This is a genomic window from Streptomyces sp. NBC_00310 (assembly GCF_036208085.1).
Lineage (GTDB): Bacteria > Actinomycetota > Actinomycetes > Streptomycetales > Streptomycetaceae > Streptomyces.
On record NZ_CP130714.1, the window covers coordinates 855,147 to 873,452 of the forward strand.

An 18,306-nucleotide genomic window follows, 5' to 3' on the forward strand; every position below is an offset into this window, starting at 1 on the left:
AGCCCGACTCCTGGCCCCTGCGCGTCAGCGCACACCACCCCACCGGCGCCACCAAGACCGGACCACTCGTAGCCCAGGACATCGCAGGCCCCCTCTGCTTCGCCGGCGGCCTGATTGCCAAGGGAGAACTCGACCGCGCCGAGGCCGAGACCAACCAGCCCATCAACCGGCTCGGCACCGCCGAGGAAATCGCCCAGGCCGTCCCGTGGCTGTGCAGCCCCGAAGCAGACTTCGTCACCGGCGTCGCCCTGCGGCGAGGAGCGTTCCGTCGGTGGGCACCGGGTCGGCGGGGGCGGGACACATCGCGTTCACGGTCACGTCCGTCAGGCCGTCGGCAGCGCGGGACGACGGTTCCCGTACCCGGTGGCGGTCTCGAACGCCTCGGCGAAGCCGAGGAGCGGGGCCTCCCCCCGGTACCGCCCCACCAGTTGCAGCCCGACCGGCAGGCCTTCCGGGGTGAAGCCGCCGGGGACGGAGAGTGCCGGATGCAGGGTGGCCGTGATGCGCGTGCAGGCCCGCATCCACTCCAGATAGTCCGCCATCGGACGCCCGTCGATCGCGGTCGGCCACTCCCACTCGACGGGAAAGGGCGGAACCAGGACCGTCGGTCCGGCGAGCACGTCATAGCGAGTCAGCAGTTCCCGTGTGCGGCCGAAGAGCTCTGCCCGCAGCTTCCTGGCCCGGCTGACCTGCTCGGCGGTCTGGTGTCGCCCCTGCTCGGCGTTCTGCCTGATCGTCTCCTTGAGGAGAGGGGAGTGACTGTCCACCAGCGGCCCGAATTCGGTGGCGAAGGAGTCCGCCCGCAGGGTCTCGAAGACCTCGTCGGCCTCGCCGAGGCCGGGGGCCTGCTCCTCGACCCTGCAGCCGAGGTCGATCAGCGTCTGCCGGCACCGGTCGAGTACCGCCCGAACCGCCGGATCGACGGGCAGCCCTCCCCAATCGTCACTCCAGGCCACCCGGAGCCCGCGCAGGTCCCAGGGTGCGTCGTCGTCGATGTTCGTCACCCGCGGCACACGTTCGTACGGAACCGGCACGGCCCGCAGCAGCAGTCGAAGGTCTGCGACCGAGCGGGCGATGGGCCCGAGAACGCCCTGCTCACTGGGCCGGTCGCAGCCATCGAGCACCGCGGGCGGGGCGAGCGACGGGCGCAGCGCGACCAGGTTGCAGAACGAAGCCGGGTTGCGCAGGCTGCCGCCGGTGTCCGAGCCGTCGGCGAAGGGCAGCATTCCGGCGGCCACCGCCGCGGCGGCCCCTCCACTGCTGCCTCCGGCCGACCGCGAAAGGTCATACGGATTACGGGTCACGCCGAACACCTCGTTGAAGGTGTGCGAGCCGACCGCGAACTCCGGCACGTTCGTCTTGCCGATGACCACCGCCCCGGCCCGCTTGACGCTCGCGACCATGGGTGAGTCATGGGCCGGCACATGACCGGCGTGGATCGGGGAACCGTGAGACGTGGGGATCCCGGCGGCATCCTCGAGGTCCTTGATGGCGATGGGGAGCCCGCAGAGCACCCCGGGGTCCTCGCCTCGGGCAAGTCTGCGGTCCACGTCTGCCGCACCGGCCAGCGCCTGTCCCGGTGCCGCCGACACGATGGCGTTGACCAGCGGATTGCATGCCTCGACACGGTCCAGGAAGGCCCGCATGACCTCGCTCGCGGACACTTCACGTCTGCGGACCAGCCCCGTCAGCTCCACCGCCGACAACTCGTGCAGGGGCACCGCCGACGTGTTCACGCGGTCACCTCGGCCTCGGCAGCTGCCTCTTCCTGCCTCGCCGGAGCACCGGAGGGCAGGCCCGGAAGGAGGACTCCCGCTTCCAGCGGCCAATGGACGGTGACGGCGTCGCCGGGACGTACGTCCTGGCCGCCGACCGCGGGCTCGCGCACGCTCATCGGACCGTGCTCGGGGATGTCGACGTCGATCCGGCGGACGGAGCCGAGGTAGACGACGTCGCGCACGGTACCGGCGAGGCGGTTGTCCGTCGTACCCACGCTGGCGATGGCTGACGCCGTGACCCGACAGCGTTCGGGGCGTACCAGGACGCAGCCGGTGGCGCCCGGGCCGGAAGCACCGAGCGGGATCCGCACCCCGGCGCCGCCGACGGCGATGGTCACGATGCCGTCGGCGACGTCGGCCAGCCCTGTGAAGATGTTGGAATCGCCGAGGAAGTCCGCGACGAAGCGGGTTGCGGGGCGTTCGTACAGGTCCTCCGCCGCAGCGACCTGCTCGATGCGGCCGTCGTTGAAGACGGCGATCCGGTCGGAGAGTGTGAGCGCCTCCTCCTGGTCATGGGTGACGAAGACCACCGTGACACCCAGCTCGCGGTGGATACGCCGGATCTCGGTCTGGAGCACGTCGCGCAGCTTCTTGTCCAGAGCGCCCAGCGGTTCGTCCATGAGCAGGATGCGTGGGTTGAACACCACGGCGCGGGCGAGCGCGACGCGCTGCTGCTGGCCGCCCGAGAGCTGTTTGGGGTAGCGGTCACCGAATTTCTCCAGATGGACCAGGGCCAGCGCTTCGCGAACCCTTTCCTCCGTTTCGGCCTTGGACACCTTGCGCTGCCGCAGCGGGAAGGCGATGTTCTGCGCCGCCGTCATGTGGGGGAACAGTGCGTAGTTCTGGAAGACCATGCCGATGTTCCGGCGGTGCGTGGGCAGGGCCCCGATCGGGTTTCCGTCGGCGAGGATCTGCCCGCTGCTCGGCTGCTCGAAGCCCGCGTTCATGTTGAGCGTGGTGGTCTTGCCGGAGCCGCTGGGTCCCAGCAGGGTGACGAACTCCCCGGGCTCGATGCGCAGATCCACCGCCTTCACGACGTCCTGGTCGCCGAACCGCTTGCGCAGGCCGCGCAGTTCGAGTGAGGCACCGGCTCCGGCGGGCTTCTCAGGCTTCATGGGTCTTGCTCCTCCTGGCTCGGACGGTGAGAGCCGCTAGGAACAGCACTGCCGTCAGGGCGGTCGTCAGGGTCGAGGCGGCGGCGATGGTGGGGTCGGATTCCTTGGCCGCGCTGGTGTACATCTCCACGGGCAGGGTCCGCAGGGTCGGGGACACGAGGAAGATGGAGACGATCGTCTCGTTGAACGATCCGAGAAAGGCGAGCAGCGCGCCCGTCAGCATGCCCGGCATGATCATCCGCAGCGTCACCTGGAAAAAGGCCGCCAGCGGGCCGGCGCCGCAGGACGCCGCGGCCTGTTCCAGGCTCCGGTCGAACGTCTGGAGTGCGGCCGTGACCGAGATGAAGACGAAGGGCAGTGACAGCACGGTGTGCGCGAGGACGAAGCCCAGCGGAGTGCCGGTCAGGTGCCATCGCAGAAACAGCGAGTACATGCCGATTCCCCCGATGAGCACCGGCACCACCGTTGGCAGCAGCAGCACCGACTGGATCGTGGAGTTGCCCCGGAACCGCGAGCGGCTCAGCCCCAGGGCGGCGGCTGTGCCCAGCACTGTGGAGACAACCATGACCACGAAGGCGATCTGCAGCGAGTTGTCGCCGTACGTGTGAACGCGGCCAGTCACGTACGAGTGAAAAGGGCCGCTTGTTGATGCGGTGAGTCCTGCTGCTCGGCACTCTGCTGCTGGTTGGTAAGGGGCGGCGGAGGGCAGCTGACGATGGTCTTGGACCCGCAACGCTGGTTGGAACTCCGGCGCTTCCGTGCCCTGTTCGAGTCCGGTGCGGTGACTCTGACGGAGGTCGCCAAGGAGACGGGCCTGAACAGGAAGACGGTCCGCAAATACCTGTCCGGGCAAGCCCCGGCCGCACCGCCGAGGAGGACGTCGAACGGCCGGCCACGCAAGAAGGCGGTGGACGAGGTCGCGCCGCTGATCGACGCGATGCTCAAGGCGGAGATCCTCATCAAGGGTGCGGTGGTGCACGAGCGCCTGGTGAAGGACTACGGCTCCACCATCAACTACCAGCGCGTCAAGCTCTATCTGCAGGAAGCCCGCCCACGAGTCGCCGAGGAACTGGGCATCGCGCCGCGGGAGTTGGCGGGCATGCACCGCCGCTTCGAGGTCGTGCCCGGGGCCCAGGCCCAGGTCGACTGGGGCGACGAAGGCAAGGTCCTCGCCCACCTGGGCATCCCCAAGGTCTATTCGTTCCACATGACCCTGTCGTACTCCCGCGACCCGTTCTGCTGCTTCACCACCAGCCAGGATCTGCAGACCTTCTTCGACTGCCACCGTCGTGCGTTCGCCCACTACGGCGGGGTGCCGATGTCGATCGTCTACGACCGGACCAAGACCGTCGTCCGTCGGCATGTCGCGCCAGGTGAGGCGGTCCCGCTGCATCCGGAGGCGGTGGGTTTCGCCGGCCATTACGACTTCGACATCGACGTGCTGGCCGCCTACCGGCCCACCGGCAAGGGCCGGGTCGAGCGCCAGGTCCTGATCGTCCGCGACCACGTGCTCGCCGGACGGGCCTTCTCCTCCACCGAGGAGATGGACGCCGCGTTCATGGCCTGGGTGCCGCAGCGACGCGCCCGCACCCATACAACCCACCACGAGGTCATCGGACATCGGGCCGCCCGCGACCACGCGGCCCTCAAGCCGCTGCCGCCCACCCCTTATCTGGTGGCCGAACGGCAGCTGCGGCATGTCGGCAAGGACTGCCTCGTCGCCTTCGACGGCAACCTCTACTCCGTCCCGGCACGCAAGGTCCGCCCCCGCCAGCTGGTGGAGATCCGGGCCACCAAGTCGCAGATCAGCCTGCACTCGGCCACTGCGGCCGTCGGCGGTGACAGTTTGCTGGCCGTCCATGCAAGGGCTGTCGGCCGTGGTGTCCGCGTCGTCGACGAGAGCCACTGGAGTGGGCTGCCCGAGGGGAACAACCGGCGGACCACGACCGAGGTGTCCTTCTCCCCGCCGCGGCAGCACGCCACCGACGGGCAGGGCACCGGACCGCTCCAGGCCCTGCTCAACAGGGCCGCGGCCACCCGGATCGAGGTCGGCCGCCGGCCGCTGTCGGTCTATGACGAGCTCACCGGCACCCGGCCCTTCAACTCCCGTCCTCAGAGCAAGGAATCGTCTTGAGCGAGCTGACCGGCAACCGCATCCGCACCACGGCCACCAAACTCGGCCTGCCCCATCTCGCCGATGGGCTGGACCAGTTGGCCCGCCGGGCCGAGGAGGGCAAGCTCGGCTATCTCGACTTCCTCGACCTGGTGCTGTCCGAGGAACTCGCGGTCCGCGACGACCGCCGCTTCCGCCGGTCTCTGCTGTTCTCGAAGCTGCCGCACCACAAGACGCTGGACGACTACGACTTCTCGTTCCAACCCGACCTCGACCCGCGCAAGATCAAGGACATGGCCACTCTCTCGTTCATCGAGGCCAAGGCCAACGCGGCCCTGCTGGGTCCGCCCGGGGTCGGCAAGACACACATCGCGGTCGCCCTGGCGGTCGCGGCCTGCCGGGCCGGGTTCTCGGTCTACTTCACCACCCTCGACGACATGGTCCGCAACCTGAAGGCTGCCGAGGCAGCGGGTCGGCTGACCAGCAAACTCGGCTCCTACCTGCGGCCCGGCGTTCTCGTGGTCGACGAGGTCGGCTACCAGCCCCTCGAACGTGCCGAGGCGAACCTGGTCTTCCAGGTCATCTCGAAGCGTTACGAGAAGGGCTCGATCATCCTGACCTCGAACAAGACCTTCAGCGAATGGGGACAGGTGTTCGGTGACGAGGTCCTCGCCACCGCGATCCTCGACCGGCTCCTGCACCACTGCGACGTCGTCGCGATCAACGGCCCCAGCTACCGGCTCAAGAACCGCCTCAAGGCCATCGAGCGCGACACCAACGTCGCCTGACCGAGGAACCGCAGGCCCCTGTCCTAGCGGGCGGGGAGACCGGCCCGCAAACGCCAGTAATCCGCATCACGAGGATCTGCCAGCCAGCCCACCAGCCGGTCAACGCCGACTCGGAATGCCTGGCCCAGCGATGTGTCGCCGTTGATGATCAGGCGGAGTGCATCGACATCATGGGTCGCGTGGTCGGTGTCGCACCAACAGGCCACATTCACTGCCGCGCTGACCGACAGCTCAGCCTGGTCCGTCCAGGCCACATCCAGCAGGAACTCCAGCTGATCGCCCCGCTCGGCCTGCTCGGTGATCTCCGCGAGAAGGATCACTGCGGCCCCCGGCCCAGCACCGGGGAACACGGAATGGCTTGGTTCCCACAGCCACGTCGGCTCGGCTTCTCTGACCCTTGCAGCATCGACGACCAGAGCTGAACATCGCAGGGATTCCATCTCAGTAGCCGAGAGCCGCGGAAAAAGCGTCGGCAGAGGGACAGCATCGAGGGAGCCGCGGGCCATGACCATGAACCCGATCATCGGTCCGCTTATGCCCTGACCACAAGGAGCGTGGGGCCTCCCCCTGGGTGGTGGACACGCTGATACTGGATCTGCTTGATCCGGAGGAAGCGAGAAGACCCGCCGATGGCGATGAAGGACTACTCGGACGAGTTCAAGGCCGATGCCGTGGCCCTGTACGAGTCCACACCCGGGGCGACGTACAAGAGCGTCGCCGCTGACCTGGGCGTCAACCGGGCGACCCTGCGTGAGTGGGTGCTGCGTGAGCGCGAACGCCGTGGCGTCAGCGCCGCGGCTGCGAAGCCGGCCGCCCGGCCTCGGGAGGCGGCGGCGTCCGCTGATCCGCACGAGCGGGTGCGGCAGCTGGAGGCGCGGGTGGCCGAGCTCGAGGCGAGTGAGCGCAAGCTCGCCACCGAGCGAGACATCCTCCGCAAGGCGGCCAAGTATTTCGCCGGGGAGACGAACTGGTGAGGACCCGCTTCCAGTTCGTTGACGACCACCGGGACACCTACGAGGTGAAGCGGCTCTGCCAGGTCCTGGACGTGAACCGGTCCAGCTACTACAAGTGGCTCGCCGGCGCCGAGGCCCGGGCCGCCCGGCAGCGGCAGGACCGGGTCCTGGCCGAGGAGATCCGCGAGGTCCACGGCGAGTCCGGCGGAGCCTACGGCTCCCCGCGAGTGACCGCCGAGCTCCGCGGGAAAGGGCGGCGGGTCAACGAAAAGCGGGTCGCCCGGATCATGCGGGCGTTCTCCATCACCGGAATCCGCCTGCGCAGACGCGTGCGCACCACCGTCCCGGACCCGGCCACCTCACCGGTCCCGGACCTGTTCCAGCGGGACTTCACCGCCACCGAGCCGGGGCGCAAATACATGGGCGACATCACGTATCTCCCGCTGGCAGGCGGGGAGTTCCTCTATCTCGCGACCGTGCTGGACTGCTTCAGCCGCAAGGTCGTCGGCTGGTCCATCGCCGACCACATGCGCACCAGTCTGGTCGCCGACGCACTGCGGATGGCGGCCTCGACCCGAGGTGGCCTGGACGGTGCCGTGTTCCACTCCGACCATGGGGCCCAGTACGGCTCCCGGTCCTTCGCCGGCCTCTGCGACCAGCTCGGGGTGACCCGGTCGATGGGTGCGGTCGGCACCAGCGCGGACAACGCGGCCTGCGAGAGTTTCCACGCGTCCCTGAAACGCGAGACTCTCCAGGGCGCTCGCGACTACGGCGACGCCGGCACCTGCAGAAAGACGGTATTTGCCTGGCTGACCCGCTACAACACCCGCCGCCGGCACTCCGCCAACGGCCACATCAGCCCCAACGAATACGAACGCCGACACCACACCGCTAAACTCACGCTCGCGGCGTGATCAATAACCGCGTGCCCACCTTCACGGGGGAAGGCCCCGTGGCCTTCGCTCCACCACCCAACCAGCCGACAAGCCGGGGACGTTCATTCGTACCGAGCTGGCCGCATCGGAGAGTACGCGGACACGAGTTGAGCAGCGACTGAGACGCCATCCGCTTTCCGAACGTGTTGCGTTGGTCCGGGATGGGTGGGCATGAACTCCGGTTGGTAGCGGGAGAGATGAGCGTGGTTCGTCCGCTCGTCTGGCTCGTGGAGGTGGTGGCTGGTGCCGTCGGTGCTCGGTCTGCTGGAAGCCCGGGAGAAGAGAGTTCGGGAAGAGATCGCGCGGTTGCGGGAGGAGGCCGAGCAGGTGCAGGCCGCGCTCGGTGAGGCGGAAGGAGCCCTTCAGCGGCTGGTGGATGCCCGGGCGACGGTGGCCGAGGTGCTGGCCGAGCCGTCTTCGGCAGTCGCGGAGCCGGTGCGGGGCGCCATGGCGGGTTCACCGGTGCCGCACCGGATCGACGGCATGGCGGCGTCGGTACTCGCGCCGGATTATCAGCAGATCGTGTCGGTGCTGGAGTCGGAGGCGGGCCGAGAGGGGATGCGCTGCCAGCAGCTGGCCGTGGCCCTCGGCCTTCAGGCGGTCCCGGCGAAGGTCGAGGGACTGCGGTCGAAGGCGAAACGCCTGGTGGAGCGAGGGTGGGCCCTCCAGGTGCGGCCGGGGGTGTTCACCGCGCTCGAAGGGCCGGCCGGCTGAAAGCACCTGGGCGGCGTCCGGCCAGGCGGCCGCTCATAAGCATGGTCATCGACCACAGCACCATGGCCTCGTGCATGGCGGGCAGCGTCTCGTAGTCACGCGCCAGACGACGTGAGCGCATCAGCCAGCTCAGCGTTCTTTCCACCACCCACCTGCGGGGCAGCACCACGAACCCGGTGGTGTCGTCGGTGCGTTTGACGATGTCGAGGGTGAGCTGGAGTTTCTCGGCTGCCCAGTCGACCAGGCGCCCGGCATAGCCGCCGTCCGCCCACACCAGGCGGATGGAGAAGTACATCTTCCGAAGCCGCTCGAGCAGGGGGACGGCGGCGTCGCGGTCCTGCACGCTCGCCGCGGTCACAGCCACGGCCAGGACCATGCCGAGGCAGTCCACCACCAGGTGCCGCTTGCGGCCGCCCACCTTCTTCCCGCCGTCCCAGCCGGAGGTGGAGCGCGGGATGTTCGCCGCTGCCCGCACCGACTGTGAGTCCACGATGGCAGCAGTCGGATCCACCGTGCGGCCTTCCTTCTGGCGGACCTTGTCGCGCAGCCGGTCGTGGAGCTCGGCGAGCAGACCCGTGATCTGCCAGCGGCGGGCGAAAGCATGCACCCGCCGATACGGCGGGAAGTCCGCAGGCAGGTTGACCCACTTGACGCCGTTGTCGGCCACATAGCGGACCGCGTCGATCATCTGCCGGTGGCAGAAGCCCTCCGGCCGCCCGCCCCGGCCCTCCAGCCAGGCCGGAACCGGCAGCACTGCCCGGATGACCTGCCACTCCGCCTCCGTCATGTCGGAGGCGTAGCACGCAGTGCGGTCCGGCCGGTCTGCCGCGTTGCCGAACCTGTGCGCGAGGCAGTCACACGACAGGGAAGGCGAGTTGGACTCCACGCACGCGAGCGCGAAAGACTGCGGCAACAGGGCCTCCTGGTGCTTGGTTTGGTTCGCACCCCCGAGCTACCAAGAGGCCCTGCTGTCATGCGCCGACTCTCGCGCGATCACCCGATCAGGAACCCTGTTCGAGCAGGCCAACTCCGTGATCGATAAGCGGATGGCGTCTGAGGCGCAAAACGGGGGGGCCCAAGCCACACCCCCGCCGGCGGCCCGGCCTTGCAGCGAGACCTTGATCGACCTCAGGAAGCCGTCGCTGCGAGACGGAAGTCGTCGTCATGACCGCCTGGGGAATTGCCGATCTGGGCACGAGCACCTCTTGCAGGAACTAGGGTGGCGCGCATCACATCGCAGTAGGTGGCGGGGGGCTCGATGCCTGAATTGCTTAGGGTGCCGCTGGAAAGCGGCGGTTCAGTGCTGGTAGAAGTCGACAACGGGCCGCAGGCGGTGGTCAGAGTTGCCAGGCCCGGGATGGTGGCTGAAGCATCTGAGACGCTGGAGCGCGGTCTGGAAAGCGTGCGCGAGGCCGCGCATTCTGTGCTCGCTAAGGTGGCCGATCTGCCGCGGCAACCAGACAAGATCACTCTTGAGCTTGGGTTGAAGCTGTCGGCGGAGGCGGGCGTCTTCCTCGCCAAGACCGCCGGAGAGGGATCACTCACCCTCACCATGGAGTGGGACAGGCAGCAACCGGAGGCTGTGCCGATCACCCAGGCCGTCGCCGCGCGCGACGGCGCCGTGGCGGGATAAGGGCGCGGGGACTCAGCGGTGCCCGGACCTGTGCCCAACCCCGGGATTGCCCGCCTGTGGTCGCGCGGCGCGTGGGCCACGCCGCAGGGTGCTGGCTTTCTTGCAGGCCCCAGGATCGTGCTTTCGTGCGCGCATGTGGTTTCGGCCGTCGCCGGAGAACAGGAGGGGAGTCCCCTCGCTGTGGGGCTTACCGTCGATCTGGACTTTCCCCTTGCCGGACGAGCAGCCCGCCGACAGAGCGCGCGGCTCATCACACACATACCTGTCGCGGAAGACGGCTCTGGTGACATTGCCGTCCTCGCGCTTGATGAGGATCCGCCGCTTGGGGCTGAGCCTGTGCGACTGCTGGACGTTGAGACAGTGCGCGGCCACCCCTTCCGGGCATTCGGCTTCCCGGCCGGCGACGACGAGGGCGTCTGGTCGCTCGGCACGATCGTGGATGACCGCGGACGGGGCTGGCTGCAGTTCGAGAGCACTAGTGCCTGCGAAATCCGACAGGGCTTCAGTGGCACGCCCCTGTGGGATGAGCACTTCAAGGGTGTGGTTGGCATGGTTGTCGCCACCGACGGGAGGTTCCTTCAACGGGCGGCCTACGCCATTACCGCCGACGTCCTGCTGGAGGTACACCCTGAACTGCGTCGCCTCGCTGCACCGCCATCGCCGTTCCGTGGGTTGGAGTCGTTCCGGGAGCAGGACGCCACCCACTACTTCGGGCGAGCCGAGCAGATAAAGGCGTTGACCGAGGCGGTCACCACGTCGTCGATCGTCCCGGTCATCGGGGTGTCCGGAGTTGGCAAGTCATCGCTGATCCACGCCGGTCTCGTACCGCAGCTACGCAAGCGTGGGGACTACAGCATCGCCTCGCTGGTCCCAGAGCCCGCCTTGGGAGCGGAGCTCATGCTCGCTTCCGCCCTGCTGCCATTACTCAACGCGCCGGACGACGTTATCAAGCCGCTCGACCGTTTCGATCAGGTCGAACGGCTCGTCGGGCGGCTGCGGGAGGGAGGGACTCTTCCGGTTGTCAGGGAGTTACTCACCCGCCAGGGAAGGACCCAGCTCGCCCTGATCGTAGATCAGTTCGAGATGCTGTTCCGCTGCTCGCCCGATGCGGCCGAAAAGTTGGTCGACCAATTGGTGGCCATGACCGGATGGCGCACTGCGGACGGCGGACCATTAGTGCGGCTGGTCTTCGCCCTGCGACTGGACTTCCTGAAGGCCATGAAGCGCTTCCCCGTTCTGGAGCGGGTGTGCGAGGCGTCCCCGGTGCTCGTCGACCGCCTGGCCGAGGACCAGCTCCGTCAGGTGGTGCTGTCCCCGATCGCTTCATTCCACGGGGCCATACGTTTCGAGGACTCGCTCGCCGAGCGGCTGCTCTCGGACGCGGGCCGCAGCCCCGGCGCGCTGCCCCTACTCGAGTTCACCCTCACCCTGCTATGGGAGCAACAGCGTCAGGGCATCCTCGGGCACGCCGCCTACGAGGAGATCGGCCGAGTGGCGGGTGCCTTGGCGTCGCATGCCGAGCGTGTCGTCAAGGAGCGGCTGGGCGACGCGCATGACGAGGTGCGACGACTGTTCGTGCAGCTTGTTCGCCCCGGCGACGGAGGCCTCAACAACCCCGTCGACACCGGGCGCACCGCACGCCGCACCGAGCTGCACCCCGACTGTTGGAAGGCCGCACAACTACTCGCCGTACAGCGTCTGGTGCACCTCGATCGCGCGTCTGACGGCATGGAGACGGTCGCTCTCGCCCACGAAGCGCTACTCGAACACTGGCCTGCACTGCGCTCGTGGGTCGACGCCGACCGCGACTTTCGTAGCTGGCAGGAACATGTGCGCGAGCGCATCGCGCGCTGGGAGCAAAGCGGCCGCGACCACGCTCTGCTGATGCGCGGCTCCGAACTCAAGCAGGCACGGGAGCAACTGCGCGACCGGTCGGACGACATCCCCGAAAGTGAACGCGCATACCTTCAGGCGAGCCAGATGCGGCGTCGGCGCCAGCGGTCACGCAAAGCCATCGTCGCGGCGGCAGTTACTGCGGTAGCGGGGACCCTGGCCGGCATAGGAGTGCACTCGGTACGTGGCAGCAAAGCCGCCGAATTGTCGGCCAGCCTCGTGCAACAGGCCCAGGTCCAGGCGGACTCCCATCGGGAAAAGGCCGCATTACTGTCCGTGGCCGCCTGGCGCACCGCGCCCACCCAACAAGCACACAACAACCTGTTCACCCGCTATCTGGCCGATGCCCCGTACGACGCCATCCTGCCCGCGGGTGGGGAAGTCGCGGAGACAGCGCTGGACGACTCCGGCCAGGTCATCGCGGTACGAAACGTTGGGGGCCGACTGTCGGTATGGCGTGTCGGGGCCGACGGCCCCTCCCTGATTGTCCGCATGGACGCCGTCTCGGCCGTAGCGGTCAGTCCCGACGGCACCCGGCTCGCCCTGGGGGGCGACGGCAACCGCATCAAGATCTGGGACCTGCGTGAAGAGGGGACCCTGCTAACCCTACGAGCCGCGATGAGCACCAACAGCACCGCTCAGGCGGTGGACGAGCTGCGCTTCGACCGCACGGGACGCCGCCTGTTAGCCCATCCTCCAAAGGACGACAGGGCCCAGGTATGGAACCTCGACCGACCAACCGCCGCACCCGTCACCCTAAAACCGCTGCTTGAGGGCTCACCCACTGCCTTCGTCTTCGCCGCGGACGGCAAGCACGTCGTAGCCTCAGGGCCGGGGGCCCTGTCCCAGGGCGTCTGGGATGCGCGCTCCGGCCGCTTAATTACCGTTCCCGGCTTCAACGAGCCCGAGTTCGCCCCGGGTCCTCGTCCGGTAGCCACGATATGCGCCGATGACAAGTGGCGGCTGACCGATGTCTCCGCCGGCAAGCCCGACCCCCGTCTCTTCCAGAGCCTGCCTTGCAGCACCGAAGACATGACGATCGGCGAGTTGGTCGGCATCTCTGACCATGTTGTGCTGACCCGCGACAACGGAGCTGTGATCGTGCACGACGCCGCCACCGGACAACCGCTACTCGTACTGGCGGAGGACGGTACCAAGGGCCGCTACACCCGCTACGCCCTGGCCGGCGCGAGCCGCCGCATAGCCTTCGCCCGCGGGACGGAAGTACTGGTCGCCACGGCCCCCGCGCCCGGCTCGCTCGCAACCGCCGACATGTTTACCACCGGCGGCGACGAGGAGGCCGTGCACTTCTCCCCTTCTGGCCGCTATCTGGTCACGGTAGGCGCTGGCGGGGAGGTCGCGGTTTGGGACCCGACGACCGGACGGCGGCTCGCAGCGATCGGTCGGGGCGGGTACCAGACGTCCGCGCGGCTTGCGTTCGACGCCGAGGAAAAGACGCTGGCCGTGAACGAAAGCTCTGCGGAGTTGGTCACGCTCTACAAGCTGCCCTCCCTTGAGGTACTGCGGCGGATACACGTCGATCGGCCCCTCGGGTCGGCGCCCCAGGACACGGAGCTCCGTAACCTGGGATTCACCCGGCACGGCCGCCTGGTCGCCCTCGTGGCAGGCGCCGTCTCGCAGTGGGACATCACAACCGGCCGCAAGGTGGGTGAGACGCTGCTGTTCCGGGACAACTCGGAAGTCGAACGAAGTCGGTACGCAACCACTCTGGCAGCCGACCCCGCGTCCGAGCGGATCGCCGTGGCCACCCCGGACCTGCGCGGCGTGGAGGTCTGGGATCTCCGCGACCGACGGCGGGTCACCGTCGTCATGCCCAGCTTCCGCGCTCCGCTCGCCGATCGGAACGCTGTGCGGTTCAGCAGCGACGGCCGGCGTCTGCTGCTGATTGGCAAAGACGGGAGTGCAGAGGTGTGGGATGCCAAGGGTGGGCAGCGTGAGACCAGCATCCCCCCCGACGTCGCCCGAGCCACGATGTTCCTCTCCGATAGCGACGAGACAGTCAGCGTAAGGCAGGGCATCGTGGAGCGGTGGGGCCCCGGCGGGCTCATAACCCAAACCCGTATACCCGCAGCCGCTCACGTTCGGGCCGTCGTGCCCTCCCCCGACGGTGAGCGCCTATTGCTGAGCGTGCCCGTGAGCTCTACCCAGGGAACTGAGACGGATTTCGGGACCACGGCGGTCTTCCAACTGAGACAGGCATCCGCCAGTAGCTGGGCTGCCGAACTCTGCTCACATGTCACACGCAACATCTCCCAGGAGGACCTGAAAACTATGCAGTACGGAATGCTGGAGCGGGTCTTTCTGGGGGTGACGGCGTGCGACGAGCGGTGAGTTTCCCGGCCGCAGCGGCGGTGCTCTGCCTGACGCTGGTGACAGCGTGCGGAGGGCCAGCGGACAAAGTTCAACCGGAGTCGAGCCCGTCCGTTTCCCTGTGGGGTACCACGGGCCCGTCAGCGGATAAGCCCTCACAGGTTGGAAGAGAGCCCTTCGACGTGGACCGGGCGGTGCTCCGCATCAAGCGCCTGGGATACACGGCCGACACCAAGGCCAGCACTCTAAAGAACCTCCGTGGACCCCTTCGTGCGATCCACGCTCACTGCACCGGCAGCGTCGATGGGAAATGCGTTTCCGTGTTCTTCTTCTACGGCAACGAGTACGCCGGCTACGACGTGACCGCGGCCGCCCAATCAACGATCAAAAGCCAGGACGGAAAGACGGTTACCCTGTCCTATCCCGTGTACCTGCCAACGGATCCGCAGTGCTGTCATTCCGGTGGGGAGCGTGAGTACCAGGCGCGTTGGGAGGACGGCAAGGTGATCTTTTCGCCACCGCTGCCCGAGAATCCAAACTACCCAGATGAGTGACGTCAACCGCCGTGTCCCACTCATCGGCCGCCCATATGAGAGCCCCGGACGTCAACCGGGCTTAGGCGGCGTGTGCTGGACGGGGAAGACACGGACGACTGGGTCGGGGGTGGACATATGTTCGCGCAACTGTCGGTTTTCCAAGGTCAGTTGGTTGACCACCCGGACGAGCCCTTCGACATCGGCGCTTAGGGAGCGTATTTAGTTGTGATCAAGGGGTGGCTCGTGTGAGGTCCTTGAGCCAGATCATCGAGGCGCGCAGGTGGAGGCCGGCGAGGTAGCTGTCCGGGGTCTTGTCGTAGCGGGTGGCGATGCCTCGCCATGCCTTCATCCTGTTGATCGCGCGTTCGATGGTGTTCCGTTCCTTGTAGAGCTCGGTGTCGTGGCTGACGGGCCTGCCACCCCTGCTTCCCTTCTTCTTCCGGTTGGCGGTCTGGTCCTTCTTCTCCGGGATCACCGCCTTGATGCCGCGTTTACGCAGGTAGGCGCGGTTACCGCGGGACGAGTAAGCCTTGTCTCCGGCAACCGCGTCGGGCCGGGTGCGGGGACGGCCGGCAGGCCCGCGCACCCGCACCTTCTTCAGGACAGGGATGAACTGCGGGCTGTCCGCCGCCTGGCCCGCGGTCAGGAGGAGGGCCAGGGGGCGGCACTTCCGATCGGCGGCGAGGTGGACCTTGCTGGTCTGCCCGCCCCTGGAACGTCCCAGGAGGGCGGCCTTCAGCCGGAGTTTCCGTCGGTGCCGGATGCGTCGCCGCTCCTCCCGCCCGGCATCGATCTCGGCGTCCTGCCCGTCTTGTTCTTCGAAGCTGCCCCTTTTGATCTGGCCTTCTCTGCCTCGGTGGCTGCCTTCTCCAGGGCGGTGAGGACGTCCTCGCCCAGGTGCATCCCGGCAGCGTCGTGGTGAGCGCGCGCAGTGGTGGAGTCGATGCTGACCAGGGACAGATCCACCTCACCCCGTTTCGCGGCTTCCGCGATCAGGCCCTCCAGCAGGGCCTCGAAGACGCAGGCGTCACGCCACTGCCGGAAGCGGTTGTGGACGGTCGACCAGGCGCCGAACTCCTGCGGCATCTCCCGCCACTGTCCGCCCGTCTTGAACCGCCAGATCACACCCTCGAACTGCTGCCGCAGCCGCTCGGGGTACGGGCCGTACTCGCCGATCGGCAGATACGGCCCGATGAACTCCCACTCGGCATCCGTCAGTTGCACTCGCGTCATGCAAGAAGGTCTATCGGTCCATGCCCTGCCGCGAGGGCGAATCCCGCAGATTGATCACGACTCAATACGCTCCCTAGTTGTTCGAGCTGGGCTTTGTCCTTCTGACGGAGTTCCTTGAGCCGTACGACCTGCTTGCGGAGCCGGATCTCTGCATCTGTGGGCTGTCCGCGCTCTTTGACCCTGGCATAGAACTCGTTCTTCAGGTCGAGGTGGCGCTGGGTGAGAGCGTTGCGGGGGACGTCGGCCTCGATGGCGAGGGCCACGATGGTCAGGGCCCCGTTGGAGCGCTCGGGTCGGCCGGTCAGGATGCGGTTCATGGCGGCGCGGATGCGGTCGCGCTCGTCTGCTGCTCCGCTCACGGTGCGGTGTCCTTCAGGGTGATACGGGCCCGGTCGTGGGTGTCGGCGATGCCGCGCAGGCGGTCGGCCTGGTCGCGTAGCCGTTCACTGATCGGCTGGGGCACGTGCGTGGCCTGTTTGTCGAGGGTGTCGGCGCGGTCGCGCAGTGCTGTGGCGTGGTGGTCGGTACGGACGACGTTGCCGCAGCGGGGCACGCAGTGATCGAGCCGCGGGGTCTCGCGGACGCCAGTGCGGTGGCACAGGGCCTGCTCGCGCTTGTAGTGGCACAGCAGGAGCGCCTGAGGGTTGTAGTACAGCATGGCGTCGTCGTTGGTGAGGAGGCGGCGGGCGGTGGTGGCGTTGATGACGGTGCCCTCGAAGCGCGGGGCGCGGGCGGCCGCCTTGATGGCGCGCCGGGCGGCCGGGCCGGAGAGGCCGCCGCCGGCCTGGAGGTCGTCGTTGAGGTCGGCGACGGTGTCGGCGACGGCGCGGACGGTCTCGATGTCGATCAGTTCGTGAATGCCTTCGCGGCTGCGCGCGGCGTAGCCCTCTGAGACCAGTGCGGTGCGGAGGTGGCCGTACTGGATGGCGAGGGCGACGAGCCCGCCCGGGCGGCGCGCAATGTGCCAGGCCAGGGTGCGACGGAAGCGCCTCGTCCCGACCGCTCCGCCCGGGTCGGGTGGAATCATCTCGCTGGGCAGGTGGTGGCGGGCGGCTTCGGCGTTGGCCCAGGTGACGAAGTCCTCGATGCGTACCCGCAGGGCGGGTGAGCGCAGGGAGCCGGTGCTGGGTCCGGCCATGGCGCCGTGGACGGCGTGGCTGAACAGCAGCTCGCCGGGTTCGACCATGCGCTCCAGCACGCGGATGGCGTTGACGACGGGAGTGATGGCTACCCAGGGGACTTCGCGCTCGCGTCCCGCGGAGTGGTGGTTGCCGTGCTCGTCGGTGGCGTTCTTGTACTCGTGGCCGTAGATCAGGTGCCGGCCGGTGCGGCCGGAGGCGTCTGGCTCGGGATCCGGGCAGCAGCCGTGGCGCAGCCCGAGTACTACTGGCGGGAGGGGGTTATTCCAACCGTGCAGTATTCCTCCCTGTCTGTGGTCGCGGCCCGATCGTCTGCCCGACGCGTTGGTGGAGGAGCCCAAGGCCAGAGCCTTCGTTGTCACCAGAGAACTGCGAGATCGGGTCCGTTCATCTGTGCCGGTAGACCTCTTCCTGATCTTGCCCCATGCTCGCGCCCCCCTCCTGCGACTCGGCGAAGGTGCACCCTGCGGCGAGCGCTGGGGCTGAGCTTCGGTGGTTCGGAGCGGATGGAAGCCAGCGGACCCCTGTGAACAGGCAAAACTAATTATATTCAAGATCAAGTAGATATAGTATCCATGGATCCGTTGACATCTTGTGTGGGTAGGCGTCAAGGTTATGTCTGGCGGTAGCGGCATAACTTGATGGGGGGCGTTGGCATGTCTGACGAGATGGCTGTGATCGCGGCGCGGTGCCGTGCCGAAGGTGGACTGACTAAAGCGACGCTGGGAGAACTTCGCGAGCAACTCGGCTATGGGAAGCTCGGGAAGTGGGTTCTGGTCGAGGTGGCGGAGGCGATCAAGGACGCTGGCCTGGGGTACTTCCCACTCGCTCCACTTGATCCCAAGCACAATGAGACGCCCCGCAAAGAGCAGTCGGTGTGGATCTTCGATGCCTCCGAGGGTGATCTTCGGTGTCAGGTGATTGAGATCGTTCTGGACCCCCGGGACTACCTCGATGAGGACGTTCGGTCCATCCTCAACGGCGTTGCTGGCGGCGACTCCGAAGCGTTGACCGCCGAGCAGAAGCTGGAGCGCATTCGGGAAATCGTGTCGCCTGATACATCTGCTTGAGAGTAGAGGGTGGACGCTCGGCCAGAGCCAAAGTAGCCGTGCCGAGCGTCTCCGGTTGATGTGGAGAGTTCGGTA

Annotated in this window: 15 protein-coding genes and 1 pseudogene; 8 read left to right on the plus strand and 8 right to left on the minus strand. The window is 67.6% G+C overall.

Translation table 11 applies throughout. From position 1 onward, the window contains the following. Positions 1-323: 323 nt before the first annotated feature. The 3 genes from OG202_RS03675 to OG202_RS03685 are packed head-to-tail and all read right to left on the minus strand — an operon-like array spanning position 324 to position 3,515. Positions 324-1,736: an amidase family protein gene (locus OG202_RS03675; protein WP_327731368.1), complete on the minus strand. Its 1,413-nt coding sequence runs from the start codon at positions 1,734-1,736 to the stop codon at positions 324-326. Then, a complete protein-coding gene (locus tag OG202_RS03680) occupies positions 1,733-2,893 on the minus strand; it encodes an ABC transporter ATP-binding protein (RefSeq protein WP_327731367.1) in 1,161 nt (386 codons plus the stop codon). Before OG202_RS03680 ends, OG202_RS03675 begins: the two co-directional genes overlap by 4 nt. After that, positions 2,883-3,515 carry an ABC transporter permease gene (locus OG202_RS03685; protein ID WP_327731366.1) on the minus strand — a complete coding sequence of 211 codons (633 nt, stop codon included), beginning with the start codon at positions 3,513-3,515 and terminating at the stop codon, positions 2,883-2,885. Before OG202_RS03685 ends, OG202_RS03680 begins: the two co-directional genes overlap by 11 nt. Positions 3,516-3,608: 93 nt before the next feature. On the opposite strand from OG202_RS03685, the gene istA reads away from it, so the two are divergent. Continuing rightward, positions 3,609-5,027, plus strand: coding sequence for an IS21 family transposase (gene istA, locus OG202_RS03690; RefSeq protein ID WP_327731365.1), 1,419 nt, complete (start codon positions 3,609-3,611; stop codon positions 5,025-5,027). Further along, positions 5,024-5,794 carry an IS21-like element helper ATPase IstB gene (gene istB, locus OG202_RS03695; protein ID WP_327731364.1) on the plus strand — a complete coding sequence of 257 codons (771 nt, stop codon included), beginning with the start codon at positions 5,024-5,026 and terminating at the stop codon, positions 5,792-5,794. Before istA ends, istB begins: the two co-directional genes overlap by 4 nt. A 23-nt stretch (positions 5,795-5,817) precedes the next feature. On the opposite strand, the gene OG202_RS03700 is transcribed toward istB, so the two are convergent. Then, positions 5,818-6,318, minus strand: a complete 501-nt coding sequence (locus OG202_RS03700; RefSeq protein WP_327731363.1) for a hypothetical protein — start codon at positions 6,316-6,318, stop codon at positions 5,818-5,820. Positions 6,319-6,423: 105 nt separating this feature from the next. On the opposite strand from OG202_RS03700, the gene OG202_RS03705 reads away from it, so the two are divergent. Continuing rightward, positions 6,424-7,661, plus strand: a protein-coding gene (locus tag OG202_RS03705) for an IS3 family transposase (protein WP_327731362.1) whose coding sequence is annotated in 2 segments (ribosomal slippage) — positions 6,424-6,748 and positions 6,748-7,661 — 1,239 coding nt in all. Because the reading frame shifts where the segments join, the coding sequence is not laid out codon by codon here. A 264-nt stretch (positions 7,662-7,925) separates the two neighbouring features. Further along, complete coding sequence (locus OG202_RS03710) at positions 7,926-8,396, plus strand: hypothetical protein (protein ID WP_319073433.1); 471 nt, start codon at positions 7,926-7,928, stop codon at positions 8,394-8,396. On the opposite strand, the gene OG202_RS03715 is transcribed toward OG202_RS03710, so the two are convergent. Beyond that, positions 8,368-9,183 (minus strand): IS5 family transposase, encoded by an 816-nt coding sequence (locus OG202_RS03715; protein WP_326584653.1) that lies wholly within the window; start codon positions 9,181-9,183, stop codon positions 8,368-8,370. The two genes, OG202_RS03710 and OG202_RS03715, sit on opposite strands and share 29 nt — an antisense overlap. 471 nt (positions 9,184-9,654) lie before the next feature. On the opposite strand from OG202_RS03715, the gene OG202_RS03720 reads away from it, so the two are divergent. From OG202_RS03720 to OG202_RS03730, 3 genes are all read left to right on the plus strand, one after another. Continuing rightward, complete coding sequence (locus OG202_RS03720) at positions 9,655-10,029, plus strand: CU044_2847 family protein (protein ID WP_327731361.1); 375 nt, start codon at positions 9,655-9,657, stop codon at positions 10,027-10,029. A 30-nt stretch (positions 10,030-10,059) separates the two neighbouring features. Continuing rightward, the gene (locus OG202_RS03725; protein WP_328224647.1) at positions 10,060-14,274 is read left to right on the plus strand and encodes an nSTAND1 domain-containing NTPase; all 4,215 of its coding nucleotides are present in this window, start codon (positions 10,060-10,062) and stop codon (positions 14,272-14,274) included. Between the two features lie 161 nt (positions 14,275-14,435). Next, entirely contained in the window at positions 14,436-14,807 is a 372-nt protein-coding gene (locus OG202_RS03730; protein WP_328222282.1) for an LppP/LprE family lipoprotein, read from the plus strand. Positions 14,808-15,018: 211 nt separating this feature from the next. On the opposite strand, the pseudogene OG202_RS03735 reads toward OG202_RS03730, so the two are convergent. From OG202_RS03735 to OG202_RS03745, 3 genes and pseudogenes are all read right to left on the minus strand, one after another. Beyond that, positions 15,019-16,022 (minus strand): annotated as a pseudogene (locus tag OG202_RS03735) (IS5 family transposase). Beyond that, positions 16,019-16,381 carry a hypothetical protein gene (locus OG202_RS03740; RefSeq protein WP_327731358.1) on the minus strand — a complete coding sequence of 121 codons (363 nt, stop codon included), beginning with the start codon at positions 16,379-16,381 and terminating at the stop codon, positions 16,019-16,021. The pseudogene OG202_RS03735 and the gene OG202_RS03740 overlap by 4 nt, the downstream one beginning before the upstream one ends. After that, positions 16,378-17,523 (minus strand): hypothetical protein, encoded by a 1,146-nt coding sequence (locus OG202_RS03745; protein WP_327731357.1) that lies wholly within the window; start codon positions 17,521-17,523, stop codon positions 16,378-16,380. The genes OG202_RS03740 and OG202_RS03745 overlap by 4 nt, the downstream gene beginning before the upstream one ends. A 294-nt stretch (positions 17,524-17,817) precedes the next feature. Here OG202_RS03745 and OG202_RS03750 point away from each other — a divergent pair, with 294 nt between their 5' ends. Next, the gene (locus tag OG202_RS03750) at positions 17,818-18,231 is read left to right on the plus strand and encodes a hypothetical protein (protein ID WP_327730806.1); all 414 of its coding nucleotides are present in this window, start codon (positions 17,818-17,820) and stop codon (positions 18,229-18,231) included. Positions 18,232-18,306 lie beyond the last annotated feature (75 nt).

What these genes read in the sequence shown, in the direction of transcription:
- OG202_RS03720 (WP_327731361.1), top strand. Translation starts at nt 9,655, where the DNA reads ATGCCTGAATTGCTTAGGGTGCCGCTGGAAAGCGGCGGTTCAGTGCTG.
- istA (WP_327731365.1), top strand. Translation starts at nt 3,609, where the DNA reads ATGGTCTTGGACCCGCAACGCTGGTTGGAACTCCGGCGCTTCCGTGCC.
- OG202_RS03680 (WP_327731367.1), bottom strand. Translation starts at nt 2,893, where the DNA reads ATGAAGCCTGAGAAGCCCGCCGGAGCCGGTGCCTCACTCGAACTGCGC.
- OG202_RS03700 (WP_327731363.1), bottom strand. Translation starts at nt 6,318, where the DNA reads ATGATCGGGTTCATGGTCATGGCCCGCGGCTCCCTCGATGCTGTCCCT.
- OG202_RS03750 (WP_327730806.1), top strand. Translation starts at nt 17,818, where the DNA reads ATGTCTGACGAGATGGCTGTGATCGCGGCGCGGTGCCGTGCCGAAGGT.
- OG202_RS03715 (WP_326584653.1), bottom strand. Translation starts at nt 9,183, where the DNA reads ATGACGGAGGCGGAGTGGCAGGTCATCCGGGCAGTGCTGCCGGTTCCG.